This is a genomic window from Marinobacter shunpengi, from assembly GCF_045449715.1.
Taxonomy (GTDB): Bacteria; Pseudomonadota; Gammaproteobacteria; order Pseudomonadales; family Oleiphilaceae; genus Marinobacter.
In genome coordinates this window covers 117,008-132,296 of record NZ_JBJJLA010000003.1, presented here as the reverse complement: position 1 = coordinate 132,296, position 15,289 = coordinate 117,008, and the positions used below count along the sequence as shown (strand labels likewise).

Below are 15,289 nucleotides of genomic sequence, written 5' to 3'. Positions count from 1 at the left end.
GGATTATCCATGAGTATTGAAATCCAGGGCATCAACAAGTTCTTCGGCAGCTTCCAGGCGCTGCACGACATCAACCTGACGATCCCGGACGGCCAGCTTACGGCGCTGCTGGGGCCGTCCGGCTCCGGCAAGACCACCCTGCTGCGGATTATCGCTGGCCTGGAGAACGCGGAGCAGGGGCGCATCCTGTTCAGTGGCCGCGACGTGACCGGATTGCATGTGCGTGACCGTCGCGTCGGTTTTGTGTTCCAGCACTACGCGCTGTTCCGGCACATGACCGTGGCCCAGAACGTGGCCTTCGGTCTGGATGTGCTGCCCCGCAAGGAACGCCCCGGCAAGCGGGAGATCCGGCAACGGGTCGGGAACCTGCTGGAGATGGTCCAGTTGGATCACCTGGCCAACCGCTATCCGACGCAGCTTTCCGGCGGTCAGAAACAGCGTATTGCCCTGGCACGGGCCATGGCCACGCGTCCGGAAATCCTGCTGCTGGATGAGCCCTTCGGGGCGCTGGATGCCAAGGTGCGCAAGGAACTGCGACGCTGGCTGCGTAGTCTGCACGATGAGCTGCACTTTACCAGCGTGTTCGTGACCCACGACCAGGAAGAGGCCCTGGAGTTGTCCGATCAGGTGGTGGTGATGAGCAATGGCCATATCGAGCAGGTGGATTCGCCGCTGGAACTCTACGCCCGCCCGGACAGCCGTTTCGTGTTTGATTTCCTGGGCCAGGTCAACGTGCTTTCGGGCCGGATCACCGATGGCGCCATCCGCCAGGGGGATGCCTGGGTCAACCTGCCCCAGGGCTGCGATGACGACGACGCCCAGCTCTACCTGCGCCCCCACGAAGTGCGCCTGACCCAGCAGCCGACCAGCGAGGCCCACCTGCCGTTCCGCATCGAGGCCATCAATGTAATCGGCGCGGAAGTCCGCATCGAGCTCAAGCCCGACGGCTGGGCCTGCGAGGAGCTGTGGGAGGTGGGAATCAGCCATACTGAATTCAATGCCCGTCGGCCTCAGCGCGGTGACCGTTACTACGCGGTGCCGGAAGTGGGGCATCTGTTCTGCGAGCATCTGGACGAGCCGAAGACCCTGAACTGGGCCTGACGAATGACTGCGACGAAAACCAACATTATTCTCATCGGCATGCCGGGAAGCGGCAAGAGTACCGTTGGCGTGCTGCTCGCCAAGCGGCTTGGCCTGGGGTTTGTGGATACCGACCTGCTGATCCAGCGGCATGCGGGGGCCACCCTGCAGGACATTGTGGATGCCGACGGGTACCAGGCGCTGAGACAGGTGGAAGAGGATGTCCTGTTGCAGATGGACGTTCAGCGCCAGGTGGTGTCAACCGGTGGTAGCGCTGTCTACAGCAAGGCGGCCATGGACCATCTCGCCAGAAACGGCAAGGTTGTTTTTCTGGATATTCCTCTGGACGAGGTCATGCGACGCATCGGTGACCATGGCAAACGCGGGATATCCCGGCGGCCGGATCAGTCCTTCCCGGATTTGTTTGATGAACGCCTGGCGCTGTATCGCCACTATGCCGACGTCACGGTCCAGGCCTCGGGAAGAAATCAGGAGGCGGTGTGTGAGGCCATTGTCGAGGCCCTGGAAATCCCCTGACACAGGTGGCGTCCCCGTCGGGGCCCTGCCATTCCCGAATTGAAGTTTGTCCAATTACGTCCTAAAGTGAATTTGGCCTAACAAAATGACATTTCGCTCTGCGAAAACTCTAATCACAAATACAACAAACAAGAGGATACTAACCATGCCTACCATCAAGCGGCATCTGCTCGCCTTTGCCCTGGCGGCAGCCCCGATCCTGGCTTTCAGCGCCGACGGTGTCGAGTTGCCCAACACTCTTGGAATGACCGCCTATGGAACCGGTTCCGCCGGCTACAGCCAGATGGTTTCCATTGGCAACCTGCTGAAGAACGAGTATGGCGTGTCCATGCGCATCCTGCCGGGTGAGAACGATGTCTCCCGGATGACTCCCCTCAAGATGGGTCGTGTGCCCCTGTGTGCCTGCGGGATTGCCGCCTTCTACGGTGCCGAGGGCGTGTTGCTGTTCGCGGATGAGAACTGGGGACCGCAGCCGATCCGGGTGGTGACCACCTCCATCGCCAGCTTTGGCCTGAGTATTGCCGTGGCCGGCGATATCGGTGTGGAAACCCCCTACGACCTCAAGGGCAAGCGGGTGTCCTACATTCGCGGTGATGACGCCCTCAACCTGGGCACCGAAGCCATGCTGGCCTTTGGCGACCTGACCTGGGATGACGTGGAACGGGTGGAGTTTCCCGGCTATGGCCGCTCCTTCGAGGGTATTGTCGCCGACCAGACCGATACCGCGTTCTCGGTTTCCGTGGCCGGCGGGCCCCAGCAACTGGCGGCCAGTCCCCGTGGTATCACCTGGCTGACCCTGGATCCGGAAGACAAGGAAGGCTGGGCACGGCTGAAGGAGGTTGCCCCTTACTTCCAGCCCCACAAGGTGACCTCCGGTGCCGGCATCAGCAAGGATGATCCGTGGATCGGCTCCAGCTATCCCTACCCTATCGTGGTGGCCAACGCCGATGCCGACAACACGCTGGTCGAGAGCATGGTGAAAGTCTTCACTGAGGACTACGACAAGTACAAGGACGCCGCCCCGGGTAATGAGGGCTACGCCCTGGAAAACCAGAACATGCAGTGGGTGATCCCGTTCCACGATGCGGTGGTGGAGTACTACAAGGACATCGGTCACTGGACCGACGAGATGCAGGCGCATCAGGACAGGCTGGTACAGCGCCAGCAGATCCTGCTGGACACCTGGGATTCCTTCACCGCTGGCGATACGCCGGATGACGAGGAAGCCTTCCGCAGCGCCTGGATGGAGGCCCGGGCCGCGGCACTGGAGGAAGCCGGGATGAATCCGATCTTCCGCTGAGTTCTCCGGCGGTTGACCGGTGTCGCGGGTGGGGGTGAATCCGGCCCCTCGCCTGCGATGTCCTTCCTGGTGGCGGGGGACCTGATGGTCTCCCGCCGGGTTTCCTCCAAGGAGTTGCTGCATTATGACCCAAGCACCCGCAACCTCCCCGGACCGGGACAACGTCTCCGGTATCCGGCGACCGGGCGGCTTCTGGCCGTGGGTTCCGCGCCTTTTCACCCTGGCGCTGACACTGTTTACCATCGATTACCTGTTCAACCTGCAACTGATCAATGTGGTCACGCAGGTGGAGAGCCAGTTCTTCTACACGGTGGTGGCGCTGATGCTGCCGCTGGTATTCCTGCTGTGGCCAATGAACCGCTATGCGGCCCGGGATCGCGTCCCCTGGTATGACATCATGCTGTTCGTGGCGTCGGCGGGCATCTGCGGGTTCTTCGTGGTCAATGCGGAACCGATCCTCGACCAGGGCTGGGAATACGCCGCGCCCCAGTATGCGGTGGTGATGAGTTTCCTGTTCTGGGTCACGGTAGTGGAGGCGATTCGCCGGGCCGGGGGGCTGCCCATCGCCATTATCGTGGGGCTGGCGAGTCTTTATCCGATCTTCGCGGACGTGGTGCCGGGGCCGATACAGGGCTTCCCGTCGTCACCGGAGCAGACCGCCATCTACCTGGCCATGAGCCGTGAGGGCATCATGGGGATTCCCCTGCAGGCCTTTGCCAACCTGGTCATCGGCTTCCTGCTGTTTGGGGTTGCCCTGCAGAAGACCGGTGGTGGCAAATTTTTCATCAACCTGGCCTTCTCGCTGCTGGGCCATGTCCGTGGTGGTCCCGCCAAGGTGGCAGTGTTCTCCAGTGGGCTGATGGGCTCCATGAGCGGCAGTGTCATTACCAATGTGATGACCACCGGGGTCATGTCTATTCCCGCCATGCGCCGGGTGGGGTTCGGTAAATCCTACGCAGCGGGGGTGGAAGCCTGCGCCTCCACCGGGGGCGTGCTGATGCCACCGGTGATGGGAGCCACCGCCTTTATCATGGCGGCGTTCCTGAACATTCCCTACGGCACCATTGCGCTGGCCGCCGTGGTGCCCTCGGTGCTGTATTTCCTCGGCCTGTTTATCCAGATTGACGCCTACGCCGCCCGCTATGACCTCAAGGGCCTGGCGGCGGAGGAACTGCCGTCCCTGAAGGAGACCCTGAAGGAAGGGTGGTACTTCATCTTCGTGTTCGTGCTGTTGATCTGGATGCTGTTCTTCCTGCGTCAGGAAGCCACCGCCCCGTTTTATGCCACGGCATTGCTGCTGGTGATCAACCAGGTGCTGCCGTACCAGCGCTGGGCCTGGCAGGACGTGGAGGATTTCTTCTTCGATGCGGGCAAGCTATTCGCTGAGCTGATTGCGATCCTGGCGGGGGTCGGGCTACTGGTGGGGGCACTGTCGGTGACCGGTCTGTCGGGCACCATTGCCAACGACCTGATCTACCTGGCCGGGGGCAACACGCTGGTATTGCTGATGATGGGGGCGCTGACCAGCTTCATCCTTGGCATCGGCATGACGGTGACCGCTGCCTACATCTTCCTGGCCGTGGCCCTGGCGCCGGCGCTGGTGAACGGCGGCGGTATGGATCCGCTGGCGGTGCACCTGTTTATCCTCTACTGGGGCATGCTCAGCTTTATCACGCCGCCGGTGGCCCTGGGGGCCTTTGCCGCCGCCACGGTGGCGGGAGCCCGCGCCATGGAGACGGGCATCCAGGCCATGCGTCTGGGCAGCGTGATCTACTTTATCCCGTTCCTGTTTGTGCTGAATCCGGCGCTGATCTTCCAGGGTAGCTGGAACGAGGTGCTGGTGGTCATCCTGCAGGCATTGGCCGGCGTGGTGCTGATTGCCGGGTCCATGCAGGGCTGGTTGCTGGGGGTGGGTAACCTGGCGGCCAGCGGTGTGCTGCAATGGCCGGTCCGGCTGGCCCTGATCGTGGGTGGTCTGCTGCTGGCGGTGCCCGGCGGTGGGCCGGTGCCCCTCAGCAACCTGCAACTGTCGGCGATCAGTGCGGTACTGATTGTTCCGGCGATTGCGGTAGCGCTGATCTTCCATCGTCGCGGGCTTGAGACGGCAGGCAGTCGAACAGCGAACTGATCAGAAGGGACGCTGGCAAACCAGAAAAGCCGCCGAGTGGAGTGCCCGGCGGCTTTTTCGGTACCGTTGGATCAGTAGTGGATCACCGTCCGGATACTCTTGCCCTCATGCATCAGCTCGAAGGCCTCGTTGATGTCTTCCAGCTTCATGTTGTGGGTGATGAAGGTGTCCAGCGGGATCTCGCCGCTTTCCGCTTTCCTGACGTATTCCGGCAGCTCGGTACGGCCCTTGACGCCGCCGAAGGCGGAGCCTTTCCAGACCCGGCCGGTGACCAGTTGGAACGGGCGGGTGCTGATCTCCTCGCCAGCTCCGGCCACGCCGATGATGATGGACTCGCCCCAGCCCTTGTGGCAGCACTCCAGGGCGGAACGCATCAGCTGGACGTTGCCCACGCACTCGAAGGAGTAGTCCACGCCGCCGTCGGTCATCTCCACGATCACTTCCTGGATCGGCTTGTCGTAGTCCTTGGGGTTCACGAAATCGGTGGCGCCCAACTCTTCTGCGATCTGGAACTTGGCCGGGTTGATGTCGATGGCGATGATGCGGCCGGCCTTGGCCATCTTCGCGCCGATAATCGCCGCCAGGCCGATGCCGCCCAGGCCGAAGATGGCCACGGTGGCGCCTTCCTCCACCTTGGCGGTATTGAGCACGGCACCGATGCCGGTGGTCACGCCGCAGCCCAGCAGGCACACCTTGTCCAGGGGGGCTTCCTTGGGGATCTTCGCCAGGGAGACTTCCGGCAGCACAGTGTATTCGGAGAAGGTGGACGTGCCCATGTAGTGGTACAGCGGCTCGCCGTTATAGCTGAAGCGGCTGGTGCCGTCCGGCATCACGCCCTTGCCCTGGGTGGCCCGGACCGAGCCGCACAGGTTGGTCTTGCCGGAGGTGCAGAACTTGCACTCGCCACATTCGGCGGTGTACAGCGGAATCACGTGGTCACCCACTTCCACGGACGTGACGCCATCACCCACGGCAGCCACGATACCGCCGCCCTCGTGCCCGAGGATGGTAGGGAAGAGGCCTTCCGGGTCGGCGCCGGACAGGGTGTAGGCGTCGGTGTGGCAGACGCCGGTGGCGACGATGCGCACCAGCACCTCGCCGGCCTTGGGTGGCTCGACGTCCACTTCGACGATTTCCAGGGGCTTGTTGGGCCCGAAAGCGACAGCAGCGCGGGATTTGATCATGGAATGTCTCCTCGTTATTCAGAAATATCCAGGCCCAGTGCCCTGGAATGATAGCGCAAGTGGTCGTCCATGAAGGTGGATACGAAGAAATAGCTGTGGTCGTAGCCTTCACGCATCCGCAGGTCCAACGGATGTTCCGCCTCGGCACAGGCGGCTTGCAGGGCGGATGGCAGCAGTTGTTCCTCCAGGAACTGATCCGCGGTGCCCTGATCCACCAGCAGGGGCAGTTTGCTGGTGCCCTGGCGGATCAGGCTGCTGGCGTCCCATTCCCGCCAGTCGTCACGGTCCGGTCCCAGGTAGGCGCCCAGGGCCTTCTGGCCCCAGGGGCACTGGCTCGGGTTGGCGATGGGGGCAAAGGCGGAAACGGATTCGAAGGCGCCGGGATTGCGCAGGGCGCACACCAGGGCACCATGGCCGCCCATGGAGTGGCCGCTGATGGAGCGCTTGCCGTTGACCGGGAAGTGCTCGTTGATCATCGCCGGCAGTTCTTCCAGCACGTAGTCGTACATCCGGTAGTGCTCGCTCCAGGGGGCCTGGGTGGCATTCACGTAGAAACCGGCCCCGGAGCCGAAGTCATAGCTGTCATGCTCGCCGGGCAGGTCGGTTCCCCGGGGGCTGGTGTCCGGGCAGACGATGGCCAGCCCGAGCTGACTGGCAAGGCGGAAGGCCCCGGCCTTCTGCACGAAGTTCTCGTCGGTGCAGGTCAGCCCCGACAGCCAGTAGAGCACCGGTACCTCTTGGTGTTCGGCCTGGGGCGGCAGGAAGATCGAGAAGGTCATGTCTGTCTTCGTCGAGGCAGACGGATGCCGGTAGCGTGTTACCACGCCATCAAACACCCTGTTCTGGGCAATCTGTTCGAGTTGCTGCATGAAAACGACTCCCGGGAAATGGTTGTCTGGCTGGCTTTCATGGCCAGATCACGGCGCCAAGAATAACAGCGGTATTTTTCACGGTGGTGCGCCTATCTTTATCATTATTGCTCAGCGACAATAATCCCCTGTTTGCAGTCAATGGCAGTCGTACCATGAAACACCTGGAATCCATCGAAGCCTTCGTGGCGGTTGTCCAGAAGGGCAGCTTCAGCGCCGCCGCCGCAAAACTGAGGGTATCGGCCTCCCATATCAGCCGCCAGATAGCCACCCTGGAGAAGGAACTGGGCGTCAACCTGCTGTTCCGCACCACTCGCACAGTCAGGTTGCGGCGGGAGGCGGAACCATTCTACGCGGAATGTGCCGCCGCCCTGGAGCGAATACGTGCGGCGGAAGGCACCCTGAACCAGGAGCACGGTCGCCTGACGGGACAGATTCGGATCACCTGCGCGACCTCCTTCGGGCAGAAGTTCCTGGGGCCTTTTATCAATGAGTTTGCAGCCCGGCACCCGGGTATCGAAATCGACCTGTTCCTCACCAATCGTAATGTAGACCTGATTGAAGAAGGCTTCGACCTGGGCATCCGCATGGGCAAGCTGGAGGATTCGTCCATGCTGTCCCGTCGGCTGTGCGACCGCAGCGAGTTTATCTGTGGTAGCCCCGACTATTTCCGTCGTCACCCGGTGCCGACTTCCCTGGAGGACCTGGCCCGACACAATTGCCTGCGGGGCACCAATGATTTCTGGAACGTGTACGAAGGGGGAGACCGGAAACGACTCCCGGTCTCCGGGAGCTTCCGGGCCAATTCAGGATATGTGTTGCTGGACGCCGCCATCCGGGGGCTGGGGTTGGTCCAGCTCCCGGACTACTATCTGACTGACGCCCTGGACAGCGGCCAACTGGTGTCGGTGATGGATGAGTTCCACGATCCCTACAGTGGCGTCTGGATGGTCTATCCCAATACCCGGTTCCGCCCCCGTCGGCTCAATGCGCTGATTGATTTCCTGGCAGAACGATTTGATGCCTTTTCTCCGGCAGGGGCGTCGGCCTGAGTCCGGGTATTCTCACCCGACCTGCTGGCGGAACTGCGCCAGGGGCCAGCGGACTTTCTTCGCGGTGGCCAGGGTATCCTGTACCGTATCCCGGTAGCCCAGGGTGGCGATGACCACACTGTGCAACCCCTGTTCCGGGAGGCCCAGCACCTGGTCCAGGGCATGGGGATCGAAGCCTTCCATGGGGGTGGCGTCGACCCGGGCCATGGCCGCGGCGGCAAGTGCCATGCCCAGGCCAAGATAGGCCTGGCGGGCAGCCCAGTGACCTTTCTCCGTGTCGGTGGCAAGGCCGTTGACGGTACCCTTGATGGTGTCGGCATACCCCTTCAGTTCATCCCTGGACTGGTTCCGCTCCCGGGCAATCAGTTCGATGAACCTATCCACTTCCCGGTCGGTGATCCGGTTCCAGGCGGCAAATACCAGCAAGTGGGAGCCTTCGGTAAGCTGCGGCTGGGGAGCCGCCTTCTGCTGGATGGCGGCCCGCAGCGCCGGGTCCTTCACCACCTGCACGGTGTAGGGCTGCAGGCCATAGGAGGATGGTGCCAGCCGGGCGGCCTCCACGATGGTGTCCACCGTCTCGTCGGGTACGGCCTGGCCATTCATTCGCTTGGCGGCATAGCGCCAGTTCAGTGCGTCGATCAGTTGCATGGGAGTCCCCTGTCCGGTTTGGTCTGGGTGGGCCGCTTTCCCATGGTGAACACGGTTCGGGAAGCGGCGAGATCGGGAGCCAGACTGACGGTTTCCAGGACTTGGATACAGGCCTGATCCGGAAAAGGACTTTTCACGAAACGCCTGGCGGAATCAGGTCGCCAGTTCTTCCTTCAGGTGATCGACAAACAGCCGGGCCCGGCGTGGCAGGTGCTGGCGGGCCGGGTAGACCGCGTAGATGGTCCTTGGGGCAGGTGCCGGGGTCAGGTCGATTGTGGTTAGGTCGCCAGCGAGCAACTCCGACTGCACATAGCCGCTGGGAACCAGAGCAATGCCCAGTCCGGCCCTGGCGGCCTCGACCAGCATCAGTGAATTGTCGGCGATGATGGGCCCGTTGACGGCAACCGTCTGGCGCTCCCGGCCGTCGCCAAACTCCCATTGCTGGCTGTCCTGGCTGAGGCTGAAGATCAGGCACCGGTGCGTGGCCAGTTCCTGGACCGACTGCGGTGTACCGTGGCAGGCCAGGTAATCCGGGGACGCCACCAGGCAGCGGGGCATATCGCCTACCCTGGTGGCGATCAGGGCGGAGTCGTCGAGGGTGCCGGTCCCGCGGACCGCCAGGTCCACGCCCTCGGCGATGAGGTTGGTCATTTCATCGCTGAGTCGCAGCCGGACCACCAGTTCCGGGTGCTTCTGCTGGAAGCGGAACAGGGCCGGTGCGAGGATCCGGACCGACAGGGAGACGGGGCAGGCCACCACCAGGGTGCCGTCAAGCGTGTCCTGCTCGTTCAGCGAATCCAGCATCTGCGTGGTGCCGGTCAGCACCTGTACACAGTAATCGTAGAACGCCAGGCCTTCCTCAGTCATGCGGATGGTGCGGGTGTTGCGGTTGACCAGGCGGGTGCCGGTCCAGTCCTCCAGGAAGCGCACGTACTTGGAGATCACCGCATTGGAGCAGCCGAACTCTTCGGCCACCGCCGTGAAGGAGCCCAGCTCCACAATACGCTTGAAGTACTCGATGCCCTTGAGTCGGTCCATGGCTATGCCTGCTGTGGTGGGAGACGACAAGTCTGACACAGGTAAAAAGTGTTTTTCCAAAAAACGGGGCGATGTCCGATGCTATGCCGATGACAATGGGGACTCTCTCACCTGTTCCGGAGTTATTGTCATGCAGGCCAACGCCATCGCCGCACCCCGAAGGGATCCCCTGGCCTACCTGCTGCTGGTCGCCGTCGGCTTCCTGATCGCCCTGATGCTGCCTCTGGCGAGTATCGCCATGGAGGCCGGCATGTCCGCCATGGCCTATGCCTTCTGGCAGGCCCTTGGCGGCGGCGCCCTGCTGTGGCTGTGGCGCCGGCCAACACCAGGCAGCCTGCCTGCGGGCAGCTATCGGTATTTCCTCGTCAGCGGCCTGACCGCGATTGCCATTCCCAATGCCATCGCTTTCCTGGTGGTGGCACAGGTAGGTTCGGGGCTTACTTCCACCCTCTACGCACTGCCGTCACTTATTACCTACGCCTTGTCGGTGATGATCCGCCTGGATCGGGTCAGTGTGCTCCGTCTGGCAGGCCTGTTGCTGGGGGTGCTGGGATGCGTTCGGATCCTGGTTCCGGACAGCAACGGCATCAGTGTGGACGCCCTGCCATGGATGCTGTTTGGCCTGCTGGTGCCGCTGTCCCTGGCCATCGGCAATGTCTATCGCACCGTGGCCTGGCCGGTGGGGGCGGGGGCCCGTGACCTGGCGCCGGGTATGCTGCTCAGCGGCGCGTTGCTGGTGGGCGTGGTGCTGGTGGCCTCCGGGCGTGCCGGTGATGTTCTGGTTCCCGGGTGGGAGGTTGTGCCGGTGCTCGTCGCCCAGGCCGTGCTGTCGGCGCTGGCCTATCTGGGGTTCTTTGAGCTCCAGCGCCGCTCGTCGCCGGTGTTCCTCAGTCAGATCGGATTCGTGATCGCACCGGCGGGCCTGCTCCTGGGCTATGTGTTCTTCGGTGAACGCTTTGGCCTGGAAATCTGGCTGGGCGTTGGCGTCCTGATGGCCGGGGTACTGCTGGCGAACTGGAAGCCGTGACTCCCTACTGCAACAGCGGGAGCAAGTGCTCCCGCCATAGCGAATCCCGGTATCGCTCCCGGAACCAGCCCAGATGGCCGATGTGTGTCTCGCCGATGTCGGCCGGATCGATGAAACGCAGGGTCACCGGCGCGTTGCTGAAGAACCCGTGGAGGGATTCGGTATTGCGTCGGGACATCATTTCGTCGTCGGTAAAGGCCACCGTGGTAATGGGAACCCGCACTTCTGCATATTGCTGGCGGACCGACGGCCCCTCGGCACCCACCGAGTACTCCCGGTTGAGGCACCAGCGCCGCCATTGGCGTATGACATTGGGGGGCAGGTCACCAACGATGTTCAGCCGCTTGCCCGGGAAGTAACCCAGTAGCCGCAGGCTGACCGGAGCCAGGAAGTACCACAGCAGCCAGGCCACGCGCCGGGTGGGCGCCGCGTTCTCGCGCCAGTATCCACTGCCGCAGGCGATGGTGACGATGTTGTCCAGGTCGTTGGCGTTGGGGGTCAGGCCCAGCAGCTGGCCCCCGACGCTGTGGCCGATCCAGTGCAGTTGCTGGCTGGGGTATTGGTCACGGGCAAACCGGATTACCGCCTGGCAGTCCTCCGTCGCCCACTCGGTAAGGCGTACCGGGCAGTCTTTCATGGGGGTGGTCAGGGAGACGCCGCTACCGAAGTAGTCAAAGGTGATGGCGGTGAACCCCCGGCCAGCCAGGAAGCGGGCGAACTTCTCGTAACAATGCTGGCCCACGCCCATGGCGCCGGCAACTACAACCACGGAGTGGGCCTCCTGTGCCGGGAATACCCGGACGCTGAGCTGATGGCCACCGTCGGTGGTCAGCGTGACATCCTGCCGGACAACGTCCTGCAGGGCGGATTCCTGTGCGCTCATTGTTGGACTCCTGTGTGGTCATCAGAATTCTTCGACGAGACGGTTGAGAAAACGCAGGATCACGGTGATCTCGTCGTTGCTGAATCCTTCGGTCATGTGGTCGTTCAACGCCTGGATCATGGGTTTGGCACTATCAATCTTCTGTCGCCCCAGGTCGGTCAGGTGCAGGCGGCTGGAGCGGCCATCTTCCTCGCAGGCCCGGCGCTCCAGCAGGCCGCGCTGTTCCATGCGACCGGCCAGGCCGGTGAGGGCCGAGTTGTTGAGGTTCAGGCTTTGCGCCACTTCCTTGAGCTGACAGCCTTCATTGGCGGCGACCACCAGCAGGGCGCCAAGCTGGGTGACGGATACATCCAGGGCTTCCTCGCACTGCTGGTCCGCCACCCGGTAGACCCGGTGACGGGCCATGTTGAGCAGGTAGAAAAGACGCTTGTCCATGGTTCTCCAATATATTTCATATGTGAAGTAAATATACTACAGGCAAGGACATGGCCGCAATTACCCGTGGGGTAAAGGTTCATCCGCTTTTTCGATGTCCTCCGGAGCCGTGTGGTCCTGACGGTCTGCCGTTGCTACATTGAAATGACAGTGTCTATCCCGGGGCACACTGGGACTGGGTCGGTACGATGGACAGGCAGGACGTTCAGAGAACGGTCTATCAGATCGCCATGGTGACGGTGGTCGCGGTGGTGGTGGGCAGTATCGCGTCGCTGGCCGCCATCGGATTCGTGGATGCCGTGCTGTGGCTGAACGATGTGCTGCTGGTATCGCCCTATGCCCGCATCCAGGCGGAGGACCATCACCTGCTGGTGGTGGCCGCGACGGTTGCGGTACCGGCGGTCGGGGGGCTGCTGGTGGGGCTGATAGTCCGCTGGCTGGTGCAGGAGCGCCGGGCGCTGGCACCACCGGATGCCATCCTCGCGGCCCAGACCCGCCGTCCCGCCCCCTCGTTCCGCAGCGGCCTGGCCTCGACCCTGGCGGCGCTGGTGTCCCTGGGGTGTGGGGCCTCGGTGGGGCAGTATGGTCCTCTGGTGTACCTGGGGGCCATGTTCGGCAACGTCGCTGGCCGGATCCGGCTCAACCTGCGTCACCAGCGTTCCATTGCGATTGCCTGCGGGGTGGCGGCGGCCATTGCCACGGCCTTCAATGCCCCCATTGCCGGGCTGGTGTTTGCCCATGAGGTGATCCTGCGTCACTACTCCCTGCGGGCCTTTGCCCCGGTGACCGTGGCTTCAGCTACCGGCTACATTATCGCCAATGTGATCTTCGACCGTCCGGCCCTGTTCCTGGTCAGTTTTGGGCGGGTGGAGCACAGCTACGAGTTTGTGCTGTTCGCCCTGGAGGGGGTACTGTGCGCGGGCCTGGCCGTCACCTTCATGCTGGTGCTGAGGGCCAGTGCCTCCCTGGCCGGGCGCTACCCGGTGCCGTCGTGGCTGAAGCCGGCAACGGCAGGCGCGATACTCGGGCTGGTGGCCCTGTGGATACCGGAGGTACTGGGCATTGGCCAGGAAACCCTGCGCTTCGCCACCATTGAGGGAGCTTTCGGGGTGGGGGAGCTGGCCTTGATCATTGCCGCCAAACTGCTGGTGACCGCCCTGTGTATCGGTTTCGGCTTTGTCGGGGGCGTATTCAGCCCGGCCCTGCTGATCGGCATCCTGTTCGGAGCCTTCTATGGCCTGGTGCTGCCATACCTGTTGCCGCTGCCGTATTCCGGACTGGAGGTCTATGCCATCTGCGGCATGATGGCCCTGGCCAGCTCGGTGATCGGGGCGCCGCTCACCACTATCCTGATTGTGTTCGAACTGACCCGCAGTTATGACCTGACCATTGCCGCCATGGTGGCGGTGGTGTTCTCCAACCTGATCTCCTACCGGGTGATGGGGCGCTCGCTGTTTGACCTCCAGCTCCGGGCCCGTGGTTTTGACCTGTCCCTGGGGCGCGACAAGGCAATCCTGGAAAGCCATCCGATCCGGGACTACCACACCCGCGCCTTCACCACCGCACGCCTGGGCGAGACGGTGGCAACGGTACGGCAGCGGCTGGTGGACGATAACCGTACCGAGGCCATGGTGCTGGACAGCGATGGTCTGTTCCGGGGGATGGTCAGGCTCCAACAACTGGTATCCGCAACCGCCGACACCGCCATAGACCCTCGCGTCATGACCGATGTGACGCGATTCCAGGAGGACACCACCGTCTGGCGCTCCATGGAGCTGCTGCGGGGATTCCTGGGCGAGGCGGTGCCATTGACGGGAAACGATGGCCGCCTGATTGGCGTGGTACCGGAGGAAGCCGTGATCCGGGCCTACCTGGAAATCGTCCATGACCTGCGGGAGGAGGAGAATGAGGCTGCCTAGGTTGCTGTTCACGCTGCTGTTCCTGCCTGCCCTGGGGGTGGCCGATGAAGATCGGGTACTGACCGTGGCCACCTGGGGCGGGGCTTACGAGGGCAGCCAGCGGGAGGCCTACTTTGAACCGTTCACCGAGCAGACCGGTATCGAGGTGCGTACCGTGGCCTACGACGGTGGCCTGCAGGTGCTTCGTGACCATCTTGCCAGCGGCCAGGTGGAATGGGATGTCATCGACATGATCCAGTCGGATGCCCGGGCCGCCTGCGATGAAGGATTACTGGATCCGATTTCCCCGGACATCCTGGAACCGGCCCCCGATGGCACGGCACCGGAGCAGGACTTCATGGACGGTGCCATCGATCCCTGCTTTATCACCCAGATCGTGTTTTCAACCGTCATTGCCTACGACGACCGGGCCTTTCCCGGGGTAAAGCCCCGTCGTGTGGAGGATTTCTTCGACCTGGAGACTTTTCCCGGCAAGCGGGCCTTGCGGCGGGCCCCCGTGGGCCTGTTGGAGTGGGCGTTGCTGTCCCTGTCGGTGCCCCGGGAGCAACTCTATGACCTGCTCAGCACACGACGGGGGCTGGACCTGGCGTTCCGGCGCCTGGACGGGATTCGTCCGGAGATTGTCTGGTGGACCCGGGGTGACGAGCCGGTGGAACTGTTGACCAGTGGCAAAGTGGCCATGGCCTCCGGCTACAACGGGCGCTTCTTCCAGGCCCAGGTGATGGAGGGTGCACCCATTTCCGTGATCTGGGACGGACAACTGGTGGGGTTCAATAGCTGGGCCATCCCCCGGGGCACGGACCAGGCGGACCTGGCCCGGCAGTTTATCGGTTTTGCCACGCGTACGGAGAACATGGCCGCCCAGGCCAACCGGATCAGCTACGGTCCCGCCCGCCACTCGGCCCGGCGTCGCGTTGGGCTCCATGTGGAGGCGGGCATCCCCATGCGGGCCCATATGCCCACCGCGCCAGATCATATGGACGAGGCGGTTATCCGTGACCATCGCTGGTATTCCCAGACTGTCAACCTCCGTGAACAGTGGTTTCGGGAGTGGCTTGAAGGTAAGGGGGATGCAGGAGACCGGTGAGTTCCAGTCACCGGGAAGATGAATTTTCACTCATTAGTTGGCCTATCGGCTCCATGCCTCCTACCTTTCAGCAAAGAGCCTGTAACAAAAAAGGGGAGGGCA

General features: G+C 62.9%; 14 protein-coding genes. 8 read left to right on the top strand and 6 right to left on the bottom strand.

Features of this window, described 5'->3' with window-relative positions; translation table 11 throughout:
* Nucleotides 1-9 precede the first annotated feature (9 nt).
* The 4 genes from ACJO3T_RS01005 to ACJO3T_RS00990 all read left to right on the top strand — a co-directional run bounded on the left by ACJO3T_RS01005 (nt 10) and on the right by ACJO3T_RS00990 (nt 5,045).
* A complete protein-coding gene (locus ACJO3T_RS01005) occupies nt 10-1,101 on the top strand; it encodes a sulfate/molybdate ABC transporter ATP-binding protein (protein ID WP_406977545.1) in 1,092 nt (363 codons plus the stop codon).
* Nucleotides 1,102-1,104: 3 nt separating this feature from the next.
* Nucleotides 1,105-1,617, top strand: coding sequence for a shikimate kinase (locus ACJO3T_RS01000; protein ID WP_406977544.1), 513 nt, complete (start codon nt 1,105-1,107; stop codon nt 1,615-1,617).
* Between the two features lie 145 nt (nt 1,618-1,762).
* Nucleotides 1,763-2,917, top strand: a complete 1,155-nt coding sequence (locus tag ACJO3T_RS00995; RefSeq protein ID WP_406977543.1) for a TAXI family TRAP transporter solute-binding subunit — start codon at nt 1,763-1,765, stop codon at nt 2,915-2,917.
* Between the two features lie 124 nt (nt 2,918-3,041).
* Nucleotides 3,042-5,045, top strand: a complete 2,004-nt coding sequence (locus ACJO3T_RS00990; RefSeq protein WP_406977542.1) for a TRAP transporter permease — start codon at nt 3,042-3,044, stop codon at nt 5,043-5,045.
* Nucleotides 5,046-5,116: 71 nt separating this feature from the next.
* Here the strand turns inward: ACJO3T_RS00990 and ACJO3T_RS00985 are convergent, their stop codons facing one another.
* A complete protein-coding gene (locus ACJO3T_RS00985) occupies nt 5,117-6,229 on the bottom strand; it encodes an S-(hydroxymethyl)glutathione dehydrogenase/class III alcohol dehydrogenase (protein ID WP_406963988.1) in 1,113 nt (370 codons plus the stop codon).
* A gap of 14 nt (nt 6,230-6,243) precedes the next feature.
* Complete coding sequence (gene fghA / locus ACJO3T_RS00980; RefSeq protein WP_406963989.1) at nt 6,244-7,098, bottom strand: S-formylglutathione hydrolase; 855 nt, start codon at nt 7,096-7,098, stop codon at nt 6,244-6,246.
* Nucleotides 7,099-7,253: 155 nt separating this feature from the next.
* Between fghA and ACJO3T_RS00975 the strand changes: the two genes are divergently transcribed.
* Nucleotides 7,254-8,150: a LysR family transcriptional regulator gene (locus ACJO3T_RS00975; protein WP_406963990.1), complete on the top strand. Its 897-nt coding sequence runs from the start codon at nt 7,254-7,256 to the stop codon at nt 8,148-8,150.
* Nucleotides 8,151-8,162: 12 nt separating this feature from the next.
* Here ACJO3T_RS00975 and ACJO3T_RS00970 read toward each other — a convergent pair whose 3' ends face one another.
* Nucleotides 8,163-8,798 carry a nitroreductase family protein gene (locus ACJO3T_RS00970; protein ID WP_406963991.1) on the bottom strand — a complete coding sequence of 212 codons (636 nt, stop codon included), beginning with the start codon at nt 8,796-8,798 and terminating at the stop codon, nt 8,163-8,165.
* A 153-nt stretch (nt 8,799-8,951) separates the two neighbouring features.
* Nucleotides 8,952-9,836, bottom strand: a complete 885-nt coding sequence (locus tag ACJO3T_RS00965) for a LysR family transcriptional regulator (protein WP_406963992.1) — start codon at nt 9,834-9,836, stop codon at nt 8,952-8,954.
* Between the two features lie 130 nt (nt 9,837-9,966).
* Between ACJO3T_RS00965 and ACJO3T_RS00960 the strand changes: the two genes are divergently transcribed.
* A complete protein-coding gene (locus ACJO3T_RS00960) occupies nt 9,967-10,863 on the top strand; it encodes a DMT family transporter (protein ID WP_406963993.1) in 897 nt (298 codons plus the stop codon).
* A 4-nt stretch (nt 10,864-10,867) separates the two neighbouring features.
* On the opposite strand, the gene ACJO3T_RS00955 is transcribed toward ACJO3T_RS00960, so the two are convergent.
* Together ACJO3T_RS00955 and ACJO3T_RS00950 are read right to left on the bottom strand one after the other, a co-directional pair.
* Nucleotides 10,868-11,746 carry an alpha/beta hydrolase family protein gene (locus tag ACJO3T_RS00955; RefSeq protein ID WP_406977541.1) on the bottom strand — a complete coding sequence of 293 codons (879 nt, stop codon included), beginning with the start codon at nt 11,744-11,746 and terminating at the stop codon, nt 10,868-10,870.
* Nucleotides 11,747-11,767: 21 nt separating this feature from the next.
* Nucleotides 11,768-12,181, bottom strand: coding sequence for a MarR family winged helix-turn-helix transcriptional regulator (locus ACJO3T_RS00950; RefSeq protein WP_406977540.1), 414 nt, complete (start codon nt 12,179-12,181; stop codon nt 11,768-11,770).
* A 188-nt stretch (nt 12,182-12,369) separates the two neighbouring features.
* Here ACJO3T_RS00950 and ACJO3T_RS00945 point away from each other — a divergent pair, with 188 nt between their 5' ends.
* Both ACJO3T_RS00945 and ACJO3T_RS00940 read left to right on the top strand, forming a co-directional pair.
* A complete protein-coding gene (locus ACJO3T_RS00945) occupies nt 12,370-14,100 on the top strand; it encodes a chloride channel protein (RefSeq protein WP_406977539.1) in 1,731 nt (576 codons plus the stop codon).
* Nucleotides 14,087-15,187 (top strand): ABC transporter substrate-binding protein, encoded by a 1,101-nt coding sequence (locus ACJO3T_RS00940; protein ID WP_406963997.1) that lies wholly within the window; start codon nt 14,087-14,089, stop codon nt 15,185-15,187. The genes ACJO3T_RS00945 and ACJO3T_RS00940 overlap by 14 nt, the downstream gene beginning before the upstream one ends.
* Nucleotides 15,188-15,289: the final 102 nt, after the last annotated feature.

Coding starts and splice junctions, on each gene's coding strand:
- ACJO3T_RS01005 (WP_406977545.1), top strand. CDS start 10: ATGAGTATTGAAATCCAGGGCATCAACAAGTTCTTCGGCAGCTTCCAG.
- ACJO3T_RS01000 (WP_406977544.1), top strand. CDS start 1,105: ATGACTGCGACGAAAACCAACATTATTCTCATCGGCATGCCGGGAAGC.
- ACJO3T_RS00995 (WP_406977543.1), top strand. CDS start 1,763: ATGCCTACCATCAAGCGGCATCTGCTCGCCTTTGCCCTGGCGGCAGCC.
- ACJO3T_RS00990 (WP_406977542.1), top strand. CDS start 3,042: ATGACCCAAGCACCCGCAACCTCCCCGGACCGGGACAACGTCTCCGGT.
- ACJO3T_RS00985 (WP_406963988.1), bottom strand. CDS start 6,229: ATGATCAAATCCCGCGCTGCTGTCGCTTTCGGGCCCAACAAGCCCCTG.
- fghA (WP_406963989.1), bottom strand. CDS start 7,098: ATGCAGCAACTCGAACAGATTGCCCAGAACAGGGTGTTTGATGGCGTG.
- ACJO3T_RS00975 (WP_406963990.1), top strand. CDS start 7,254: ATGAAACACCTGGAATCCATCGAAGCCTTCGTGGCGGTTGTCCAGAAG.
- ACJO3T_RS00970 (WP_406963991.1), bottom strand. CDS start 8,798: ATGCAACTGATCGACGCACTGAACTGGCGCTATGCCGCCAAGCGAATG.
- ACJO3T_RS00965 (WP_406963992.1), bottom strand. CDS start 9,836: ATGGACCGACTCAAGGGCATCGAGTACTTCAAGCGTATTGTGGAGCTG.
- ACJO3T_RS00960 (WP_406963993.1), top strand. CDS start 9,967: ATGCAGGCCAACGCCATCGCCGCACCCCGAAGGGATCCCCTGGCCTAC.
- ACJO3T_RS00955 (WP_406977541.1), bottom strand. CDS start 11,746: ATGAGCGCACAGGAATCCGCCCTGCAGGACGTTGTCCGGCAGGATGTC.
- ACJO3T_RS00950 (WP_406977540.1), bottom strand. CDS start 12,181: ATGGACAAGCGTCTTTTCTACCTGCTCAACATGGCCCGTCACCGGGTC.
- ACJO3T_RS00945 (WP_406977539.1), top strand. CDS start 12,370: ATGGACAGGCAGGACGTTCAGAGAACGGTCTATCAGATCGCCATGGTG.
- ACJO3T_RS00940 (WP_406963997.1), top strand. CDS start 14,087: ATGAGGCTGCCTAGGTTGCTGTTCACGCTGCTGTTCCTGCCTGCCCTG.